Genomic DNA, 8,749 nt, shown 5'->3' with positions numbered 1-8,749 from the left:
CGACGGTTGCCGAAGCGCCGACGTGCGTCGCGGGCGGCTGTCGCTGCCCAGTCCCTGACCTCGTTCGTCGTCTCCCGGACTGAGCCGGCCATCCGGTCGCGGCGGCCCTCCGACCTCATGCTGCGATTCCCTGTCGCCCGGCCGACGGCCTGCTTCGCATTGCCGACCAGCTGGCGCGACCTGCTCTTGGCCCTCTCCAGAACGCTCATCAGTCCTCCTTATGACCACTGCACGATCCGGTTACCCAGCCTGCGCCGGGGTCACACGTCGCGGTGGTTCGCGAAGAACGCGTCCATCAGCTCGGCGCACTCGTCCGCCAGCACACCGCCGACCACCTCGGGACGATGGTTGAGCCGCCGGTCCCGGACCACATCCCAGAGCGAACCCACGGCCCCGGTCCGCGGCTCCCAGGCACCGAACACCACCCGCGAGATCCGCGCGAGCACCAGCGCGCCGGCGCACATCGTGCAGGGCTCCACGGTGACGGCGAGGGTGCAGCCCGCCAAGCGCCAGCCGTCGCCGTATACGCGCGCCGCTTCGCGCAGGGCGAGGATCTCCGCGTGGGCCGTCGGGTCGCCAAGCTCTTCGCGCGCGTTGCGGGCGCCGGCCAGGAGTTTGCCGTCCGGCGCGAACACCGCCGCGCCGATCGGAACGTCCGGCCCGGCCGAGCGGGCGGCGTCGAGTGCGACGCGGATCAGCTCGGCGTCCCGCATCAGAGCTCGTCGAGCAGCGGCGTCAACTCGGCGTCGAAGCCACAACGCTGGGCGATCATCTGCAGCTGTTCATCCGGGTACAGGTCCACCTCACCAGCGATGACCTCCAGCTCCGGCCCCGGCAATCCGACGTCGGCGAGGATGTCGAGGTCGCCCTCCGGCCAGATCGACTCGTCCTCCTCGTCCGGCGGATCCGCGCGCAACAGGTCGAGCACGTCCGCGGCGATGTCGTAGTCCAGCGCCGCCGCGGCGTCCGACAACAGCAACGAGGGCCCGCGCGGGCTCGGCCGGACGATCACGAAGAACTCGTCGTCGACCGCCAGCAGCCCGAAAACCGCACCGGTGGAACGCATCTTGGCCAGCTCGGTGATCGCCGCGTCCAGGCTGGCGAGCGCCTCGGAGTCGAGCGCGCTGCACCGCCACCGGCCGTCCTCCCGAACCACGGCTACCGCGAACCCCGCGACCGGCTCCTTCACCGCCATGCCGCACACCGTATACCTGTCAAAAGCCACCATGGGTGAGGATCGACTTATGACCGGACCCACTGACCTGCCTTCCCTGCCGGACGCCCGTCTCGCCGGGCTGCGGGCCGAGGCGGAAGCCCTCCAAGCGGACACCGTCGCGCTCAGGCGCGAGATCCACCGTTCCCCCGAACGAGGCCTCCAGCTACCCGGGACGCAGGCGAAGATCCAACGCGCACTGGAAGGGTTGCCGCTGGAGATCACGCTCGGCAAAAGCACCACCTCCGTGACCGGGGTGCTGCGCGGCGGGCAGCCAGGGCCCGCGGTGCTCCTGCGCGGGGACATGGACGCCCTGCCGCTGCAGGAGGAAACGGGCCTGGAGTACGCGTCGACCGTCGAGGGTTCGATGCACGCCTGCGGACACGACACCCATGTAGCGATGCTCGTGTCTGCGGCGAAACTGCTGACACGGCACGTCGACGAGCTCGCCGGCTCGGTCGTCTTCATGTTCCAGCCCGGCGAAGAAGGCTTCCACGGCGCGCGGCACATGATCCATGAAGGTGTGCTGGACGCGGCCGGGGAACGGGTCGAGCGGGCGTTCGGGCTGCACACCTACGCGAACATGCCCGCCGGTCAGATCCACACCCGGCCGGGGCCGCTGATGGCGTCCGCCGACACGTTCAGCGTGCAGGTGATCGGCAAGGGTGGGCACGGTTCGGCGCCGCACCACAACATCGACCCGGTGCCCGCGGCCGCGGCCATGGTCGGCGCGCTGCAGACGTTGATCACCCGGCGGGTGAGCGTGTTCGATCCGGCGGTGCTGTCCGTGACCCGGATCGCGGCCGGCACGACGACGAACATCATCCCGGAAACCGCCGAGCTGGAGGGCACGATCCGGTCCCTGTCCGAGAGCACGAGGGCGTTCGTCCGGGCCGAGCTGCCGAAGGTGTGCGAAGCGGTGGGTTCGGCGCACGGTTGCCGCGTCTACGCCGACATCGAGCCTGGTTACCCGGTGACGGTGAACGATCCGCTGGAAGCCAGCCGCGTGCTTGCGCTCGCCCGCGAGGTGCTGGGCGAAGACCAGGCCGTGGTGATGCGCGACCCGATCATGGGTGCCGAGGACTTTTCGTATGTGCTGCAACGGGTTCCCGGGGCATTCGCCTTCCTCGGCGCCTGCCCGCCTGGCACCGATCCCAGCGAAGCCGCCGCGAACCACTCCAACCGCGTCACCTATGAGGAAAGCGCTTTCGCCGCCGGTGTCGCCATGTACGCGGCGTTCGCGCTGGACGCCCTGCGCCCGGCGAGCCGAACACTGGCAGGATGACGCCCCGTGCGAGACGTATGCGTGATCGGACTCGGGTTGATCGGCGGCTCGCTGCTGCGCGCCGCCGCCGCGGTCGGCCGGGAGGTGTGGGGCGCGACGGAGTCGGAAGCCGACGCCGCCGCGGCCGCCGCCGACGGTTTCGACACCACGACCGACCTGGAGGCGGCGCTGCAAAGAGCCGCCGAGCAGGACGCCATGGTCGTGCTCGCGGTACCGCTGACCGCGGTCGACGAGGTGGTGCGCAAGGTCGGGCAGCACGCTCCGAAGTGCCTGCTGACCGATGTCACGAGCGTGAAGTCCGCCGTTCGGGCCTCCGTACGCGGCTTCGCACCCGAAGCGCGCTTCGTCGGTGGGCACCCCATGGCGGGCACGTCCGAGTCGGGCTGGCGCGCCGGTAATTCAGCGCTGTTCGGTGGCGCGGCGTGGGTGGTGTGCGTCGAGGACGACACCGATCTGCACGCCTGGGCCGAGGTGGCGCGGCTGGCGCTCGAAGTGGGCTCCCACGTAGTGCCGCTCGGGGCAGAGGCGCACGACGAAGCCGTCGCACGGATCTCGCACCTGCCGCACCTGCTCGCGGCCGTGCTGGCGACGGTCGGCGCGCAGGGCGGCCCGTTGGCGATGGCGCTGGCCGCGGGTTCGTACACCGATGGCACGCGGGTGGCCGGCACGCGCCCGGAACTGGTGCGCGCGATGACCGAGGGCAACCGCGACGCGCTGCTGCCGGTGCTGGACGAGGCGCTCGGCCGGCTTGGCGCGATGCGCGGCTCGCTGGCGTCGACGGGCGGCCTGGCAGCGACCATCAACGCAGGTCACGAGGGTTCGCAAGCGTTTGCGCGGGCTCGCGAGGCGACGCCGACGGGTGTGCGGGTAAGCCTGGACGCCCCGGACGCGCGCGACGGCCTGCGCGCGCTCGGCGAACGCGGCGGCCGCATCACCTCGATCACCGATGACACCGCCATCGGCGAGGTCGCGTAGCCGGGCGGCCTATTCCGGGCCGGGGTCGCTCTGGTTCTTGTGCAGGAAGTCCTTCGCCTTCGTGCTCACGTTGTCGATCTTGCCGGAGTGCTGGCCGAACTTGGACTTGGCGAAACCGCTCGCCTTGTCGATGCCGTGCTCGATCTTCTCCGCGTTGTCGTCCAGCGCCTGCTGCGCCTTCTTCTTGATTTCGTCGAAATTGATGCCCATGCGACCATCACACCCCAAACTCCCCGGAAATGCACCACGAGCGGAAGGGCTCCGATGCCGAACACCTTCTCCTTCGAAGTCGTCCGCACCAGCAGCGCGCCGCCGGCGAAGCTGTTCGCGCTGGAGGTGGACGGGGCGCACTGGTCGGACTGGGCGAAACCGCTGGTCCCGCAGAGCTCCTGGCAGAGGTGGGCCGATCCGGTCGGCGGGGTCGGTGCGATCCGGCGCGTGGGGCTCTTCCCGGTGCTGATGTTCGAGGAAACGCTTGAGTACGAGCAGGACCGGCGCCACGTCTACACGTTGGCCCGCTCCGCCCCGGTCAACGACTATCGCTCCGAGGTGCTGTTCACCCCGACCGCGGATGGCGGCACCGAGCTGCGCTGGCGAGGGTCGTTCACCGAGAAACTGCCCGGAACCGGCCCGGTGATACGACGGCTCCTGCACGGCGCGATCCTTTTCGTGTCGGCGAAACTGGTGCGCGCCGCCGAGCGTTCGTCCTAAAAGGCCGGTCTAACCCGCGCCCAGGCAAAGGAAAGGCCGCCGCAGGGGGTCGACGGCGGTGGCTTCCGCGAGGGCCAGTGCGGGCGAGGTGCCGGAAGCCATGCGGCGGTGCAGGTCGGTCATCGCGTCGGCGGCCGCGCGGTCACCGACGCGGGCGATGGCGCCGACGACGGCGCGGGAGCCGCTCGCCAGCAGGGCCCCGGCGAAGCCCAGCGCTTCCTCGCCCGGGCGGATGTGGCTCATGGCGAGCTCGCAGGCGGCCAGCACGACCCGCTCCGGCGGGTGCTCCAGCCGGGCGGCCTCGTGCGCGAACAACGGGCCGTCGATGAGGTCGAGCCGCGAGAACAGCGCGTTCGCGGGCTCGTGTGCGCCGTGCGCGACCAGGTGCGCCAGGCCGGAACCGTCGAGCGCCTTCAGCACCGCCTCGCTGGTCGCGTCGTGCCCGTCGACCAGCGTGGCGTCGGGATACACCGAACGCAGCTCGCGCACCTCACCGATCGCCCCGGGCACGCCGGGGCCGCCGACGAGCACGACGGGCTCGGGGCGGTTGCGCTCGGCCGCGGTCAACCACGCCGTGGCCGAGGGGGCGATGGACAACGGGCGCCCGCGCAACGTCGGCAGCGCGGCCCATGGCAAGGCGTACAGGTCCCCGAACGGCACGATCACCAGCTCGCGGTCGCCGATCGCGTCGGCCAGCGGGCGGACCAGCAGTTCGTCGAGCAGCTTCGCGCGCTTCTCCGCCGAGGCTGTCACGGCGGCCACCAACGGCGCGGCCAGGTGATCCGGGGCGAGCACGTTCAGGTCCGCGTGCAGCTGTTTGGTGATCTCCACGGTCTCGCCCAGCGGACCGAGGCGCAGCAAGCGGAACCGGCCGTCGCGCACAACCACCGCCCACACCGAGCCGCCGTGCCCGACGAGACTGACGAGCACCCGGTCGCCGAGCTGCTCGGCGACATCCTCCGGCGCCGACACTGGCCGCGGTTTGCCCCATTGGCTGGTGTACCAGCCCAACCGGCCCGCTTCGCGCTGCAGCTGGCGGTAGCGCTGCTCCAGCGCCGTCACCGGCTTGCCTTCCAGCCGGTCCTGCTGCGCGGCGCGCTGCACGTGACGCATCTCTGTGATCAGCCGCGCCAGCACGGGATCCGCGATCGCCGGCAGCGGTTCGTAGCGGTACACCTGTGCGCGAGTTCGTTCCTGCCAAACGAAAAGCCGTCGTGCACCGGCGTGCCCGCGCGCCCGTTCGAGCACCAGGCCGGCGGCGAGCCTGCCCAGTTCCTGGCCGTGCACCGCGGTGCCGCACACCAGATCCAGCCCACCCATCCGGTCGCGCACCAGGCTCAGCTCGACGAACCCGGCCCGCGCCTGCGCCAGCGCGGCGCGTGAGTTTTCCTTCGCCACAGCCAATTCCGCCCGGCACAGCCGCAGCAGCATCACGTGGTCGATCGGCGTGGTCTGGCGCGGTTTCGGTACCTGCGCGAGCAGTTCCTCCGCCTCGCCCACCGCGCCACGGCGCAGAAGCAACCGCACAGCAAGCAATCGCGCCGCGGCGGCCTCGTCCCGCAGGCCGAGTTCGCCCAGCCGCCCGGCGTGCTCGACGAGCCGGCCGGGCAACCGCGCCGACGGCCGACGAGTGCCCTCCAACGCCTCCAAAGCATCGGCACGCAACCGGGCCAGCGCCGCGACCTCGGCCCACCTTTCGTTGCTGCGCCTGAGGAAGTGCCGCCGCGCGGACATCGCGAACTGCCGGGCCAGCGGGTAGTCGCCGTCCAGGATCGCCGCACCGGCACGGGTCACCTCGGCCTCGGCGTAGTCCTGCATCACCCGGTTCTTCTTCAGACCGGGCAACGCCTCCTCCAGATGGCGGGCCGCCTCCTCGGCGAGCCCGGCCGTCAGCAGCGCCCTTGCCTGATCCATCCGAAGGCGCGGCAACGAACCCGGGCCCGCGTCGGCCAGCATCCGGGCGGCCTGCTCGTACTGGTCGAGCGCGGCCGGGATGTCGCCGACCAGCTGTGCCCTGTCACCGAGGTTGTGCCGGACTTTCCCTTCCAGCCGCCGGTTTCCGTGTCGGATCGCGAGTTCGAGACACCGGTTGAGGTCGACGAGTGCGGCGTCCGGCCGGTTCGCCGCGAGGTTCACGTACGCCCGGTTCATCAGATTGTTCGAGAACAACAACCAGTCGTCCGGGGCTTCGCGCTCCAGCACCGGCAGCGCGGCGTCGAACTGCGCCAGCGATTCGGCGGGCCTGCCGACCCGGAACAGCATGAGCGCGTGCTGCAACCCGGCGATCGCCTCCATCGTGGCGCGCCGGGAGTTCTCGGGCAGCTGCCGAAGGTGACTCCGCGCGGCTTCCAGATGGACGAGCCCGGCCTTCATCGACGTGGTCTCCACCTCGGCCGAAGCGAGGCTGATCAGGATCCGCGCGCGTAACTCCAGCCAGTCCTCATCCGCCACACCGGACGCATCGAGTTGCCTGAGCGCCCTGGTGAACAGGCGAGCGGCCTGCGCGGGACCGTGATCGGCCGCGGCGGCTCGGCCACGTCGGTACAGCCGGCCTGCGGCCGCGAGCACGCGTTGCTGGCGGGACACACGACCTATCTGAGCACACCCTGAATCCGGGCGTACGGCCGGTAACCCTAGAGAACCACCGCGGGAGTGACCACTGTGCGGTCGCATCCGGCACCGCCGACCGAGATCACGATCTGGGTGGTGCCGCGCGGCACTTCCTCCAGGACGAAGCGGCCACCCTCGTCGGCCGTGGTCTGCGACGAACCGTGCTCGGCCACCCGCACCTCGACCCCGTGCACCCCGGCGGGCACCAGCCAGCCGTCGATCCGGTGCGATCTGCCGGTGCGGGTGAGGTTGATCATCACGGTCAGATCGCTCACGGTGAAGGTGATCGTGCCCTGGTCGACGCTGCTGCGGACGCCCGCGAGCTCGTCGTCGCGCACCCAGCGGGCCACTTCCACGTCGAGGTTTTCCAGCTCCAGCGCGAATTCCACGCGTTCGACCAGTCCCGCGGGCGGCGGGTCGGCCATCGCGATGACGCGGCCGAGCTCGGCGAGCAGCAGTTCGTCGTCCGGTTGGGCGCCGCCCTCCGGCACTTGTGTCTCACTCACGCGCTGCCCCCTTCGCTGTTCAGCAGTTCACGCATCGTTTTCAGGCAGCGGCCGCGATTGGGTCCGATACTGCCGCGCGGCATCTGGAGCGTTTCGGCGACGGCCCGGTACTCGGCGCGCCCGTCGAGCACCGTGAGCCGCAACAGGTGCTGGCAGCGCTGCGGAAGCTTGCTGAACGCCGCCCAGATCTTGCGATCCCGTTCGGTGCGCAGCGCTTCGGCCTCCGGCGCGGGCAGGGTGCTCGGCACCGACTCCGTCATCTCGTCGGTGAGCGGCACCGGCGGCGCCTTCCGGCCGTTGACCCGCTGGGCCTCGTGCCGCGCGGTGGTGACCAGCCAGCCGGCCAGCGCCTTCGGTTCGCGGAGCTGGTCGAGATGGCTGAGCAGGGCGAGCCACACCGTCTGGACCACGTCCTCGGCGGTGTGCTTGTCCAGCCCCTGGCCGCGGGCGACGTTCCACACCAGTGGGGTCAGCTCGCGGACGAGGCGGTTCAGCCCCTTCTTGTTCCCTTCGCGCGCCGCGTTGAGACAGGCGGCGAACAGCTCGGGACCGCGCAGTCCCTCCCATGGAGGATCCGCCTCGGCGGTATGGACTTCCGTCACCCCATTCGCCCCCGCTCTCAGATTTACGCTCCTCGGTCAGCGCAGGCAGTATCCCGCTCTCGACGGAAACAGAGCGGGTCAGCCACCACCAGATACAAAAGTCACTCGTTCGGTCCAACGTCCTCGGTTGCGGACAGTATGAACGTGACGGAGCGGCGCGGTTCCCCCTCCCAAGGCCGCGCCAGCTCCGCCCGCACCAGATGCCGACCGGCGCCGACGATGTCGAACGCCAGCCGGCGAATCCCCCCTGCACCCGGTGGCCGCTCCCCCCGCGCCACCACACCCAGGTGGCCGTCCCCCCGGACGTGCTCGTCCGCGACCACCCGGACCGTGTCCGGAAGTTGCCAGCGCCACTGGTAACCCGAAGTCTTGGCCTCCGGGAGCCGCAGCTCCACGGTGTCCCCGACACGCACTTCGGCCGTTTCCCCCGCGTCGGCCTGTGCCAGCCGGACCAGTGCCACCGGTTCCTCCTCACGGTCCGCTGGGAGGTGGTGGCCGGCGGCCCCCTCGGCTGCCGGCCACCACCAGCTTCATGACGTCAGACCAACAGCTGGTCGATTTGCCCGTTCGCGTCCTGGTGGTACGACACTGGCAAACCGTTGACCTTGGCCAGCAACGCGAGCGTGGTGAGCGGGTTGCGGCCCGATTCCGAGCCCGCGAGCCGCTTCCAGCCCTCGCCTCCGATCAGCGCCCACACCCCGGGCTGCGTGCTGCCGCTCCAGACGTTCTGGATCAGCCGGCCTGCCACCCAGCCGTTCGAAGCGGCCGGCGTGGTGACCACACCGCCGTTGGGCGTGGGCACCGTGCCGGTAACGACCGGCGGGGTGTTGGGCTCGAAGTTCCCACC

Annotated in this window: 11 protein-coding genes and 1 pseudogene; 3 read left to right on the top strand and 9 right to left on the bottom strand. The window is 70.8% G+C overall.

Translation table 11 applies throughout. From position 1 onward, the window contains the following. From VHD82_RS18380 to VHD82_RS18370, 3 genes are all read right to left on the bottom strand, one after another. A partial coding sequence (locus VHD82_RS18380) for a CsbD family protein (RefSeq protein WP_325704870.1) occupies nucleotides 1–209 on the bottom strand: 209 nt, incomplete at its 3' end. Nucleotides 210–260: 51 nt separating this feature from the next. After that, on the bottom strand, nucleotides 261–713 hold the full coding sequence (locus tag VHD82_RS18375) for a nucleoside deaminase (protein WP_325704867.1): 453 nt from the start codon (nucleotides 711–713) through the stop codon (nucleotides 261–263). Further along, complete coding sequence (locus tag VHD82_RS18370; RefSeq protein WP_325704864.1) at nucleotides 713–1,195, bottom strand: tRNA adenosine deaminase-associated protein; 483 nt, start codon at nucleotides 1,193–1,195, stop codon at nucleotides 713–715. Before VHD82_RS18370 ends, VHD82_RS18375 begins: the two co-directional genes overlap by 1 nt. A gap of 49 nt (nucleotides 1,196–1,244) precedes the next feature. Here VHD82_RS18370 and VHD82_RS18365 point away from each other — a divergent pair, with 49 nt between their 5' ends. After that, nucleotides 1,245–2,498 (top strand): M20 family metallopeptidase, encoded by a 1,254-nt coding sequence (locus tag VHD82_RS18365; protein ID WP_325704862.1) that lies wholly within the window; start codon nucleotides 1,245–1,247, stop codon nucleotides 2,496–2,498. Between the two features lie 21 nt (nucleotides 2,499–2,519). After that, nucleotides 2,520–3,473 (top strand): prephenate dehydrogenase, encoded by a 954-nt coding sequence (locus VHD82_RS18360; protein ID WP_325704876.1) that lies wholly within the window; start codon nucleotides 2,520–2,522, stop codon nucleotides 3,471–3,473. 9 nt (nucleotides 3,474–3,482) lie between these two features. Here VHD82_RS18360 and VHD82_RS18355 read toward each other — a convergent pair whose 3' ends face one another. After that, complete coding sequence (locus tag VHD82_RS18355; protein ID WP_325704859.1) at nucleotides 3,483–3,683, bottom strand: antitoxin; 201 nt, start codon at nucleotides 3,681–3,683, stop codon at nucleotides 3,483–3,485. Nucleotides 3,684–3,737: 54 nt separating this feature from the next. Here VHD82_RS18355 and VHD82_RS18350 point away from each other — a divergent pair, with 54 nt between their 5' ends. Beyond that, nucleotides 3,738–4,184, top strand: a complete 447-nt coding sequence (locus VHD82_RS18350; RefSeq protein ID WP_325704856.1) for an SRPBCC family protein — start codon at nucleotides 3,738–3,740, stop codon at nucleotides 4,182–4,184. Between the two features lie 9 nt (nucleotides 4,185–4,193). Here VHD82_RS18350 and VHD82_RS18345 read toward each other — a convergent pair whose 3' ends face one another. The 5 genes and pseudogenes from VHD82_RS18345 to VHD82_RS18325 all read right to left on the bottom strand — a co-directional run. Next, nucleotides 4,194–6,770 (bottom strand): CHAT domain-containing protein, encoded by a 2,577-nt coding sequence (locus VHD82_RS18345; protein ID WP_414637544.1) that lies wholly within the window; start codon nucleotides 6,768–6,770, stop codon nucleotides 4,194–4,196. Between the two features lie 47 nt (nucleotides 6,771–6,817). Further along, nucleotides 6,818–7,300, bottom strand: a complete 483-nt coding sequence (locus tag VHD82_RS18340; RefSeq protein ID WP_325704853.1) for a carboxypeptidase regulatory-like domain-containing protein — start codon at nucleotides 7,298–7,300, stop codon at nucleotides 6,818–6,820. Further along, nucleotides 7,297–7,902 carry a sigma-70 family RNA polymerase sigma factor gene (locus VHD82_RS18335; RefSeq protein ID WP_325704850.1) on the bottom strand — a complete coding sequence of 202 codons (606 nt, stop codon included), beginning with the start codon at nucleotides 7,900–7,902 and terminating at the stop codon, nucleotides 7,297–7,299. The genes VHD82_RS18340 and VHD82_RS18335 overlap by 4 nt, the downstream gene beginning before the upstream one ends. Nucleotides 7,903–8,003: 101 nt before the next feature. Then, nucleotides 8,004–8,363, bottom strand: coding sequence for a protease inhibitor I42 family protein (locus tag VHD82_RS18330; protein WP_325704847.1), 360 nt, complete (start codon nucleotides 8,361–8,363; stop codon nucleotides 8,004–8,006). A 77-nt stretch (nucleotides 8,364–8,440) separates the two neighbouring features. Next, nucleotides 8,441–8,749 (bottom strand): annotated as a pseudogene (locus VHD82_RS18325) (hypothetical protein); the annotation flags it as partial.

The sequence above is a fragment of the Amycolatopsis sp. genome (assembly GCF_035546795.1).
GTDB lineage: Bacteria > Actinomycetota > Actinomycetes > Mycobacteriales > Pseudonocardiaceae > Amycolatopsis_E.
This window is presented reverse-complemented; position numbering and strand designations above follow the sequence as displayed.

What these genes read in the sequence shown, in the direction of transcription:
- VHD82_RS18375 (WP_325704867.1), bottom strand. Translation starts at nt 713, where the DNA reads ATGCGGGACGCCGAGCTGATCCGCGTCGCACTCGACGCCGCCCGCTCG.
- VHD82_RS18370 (WP_325704864.1), bottom strand. Translation starts at nt 1,195, where the DNA reads ATGGCGGTGAAGGAGCCGGTCGCGGGGTTCGCGGTAGCCGTGGTTCGG.
- VHD82_RS18365 (WP_325704862.1), top strand. Translation starts at nt 1,245, where the DNA reads ATGACCGGACCCACTGACCTGCCTTCCCTGCCGGACGCCCGTCTCGCC.
- VHD82_RS18355 (WP_325704859.1), bottom strand. Translation starts at nt 3,683, where the DNA reads ATGGGCATCAATTTCGACGAAATCAAGAAGAAGGCGCAGCAGGCGCTG.
- VHD82_RS18350 (WP_325704856.1), top strand. Translation starts at nt 3,738, where the DNA reads ATGCCGAACACCTTCTCCTTCGAAGTCGTCCGCACCAGCAGCGCGCCG.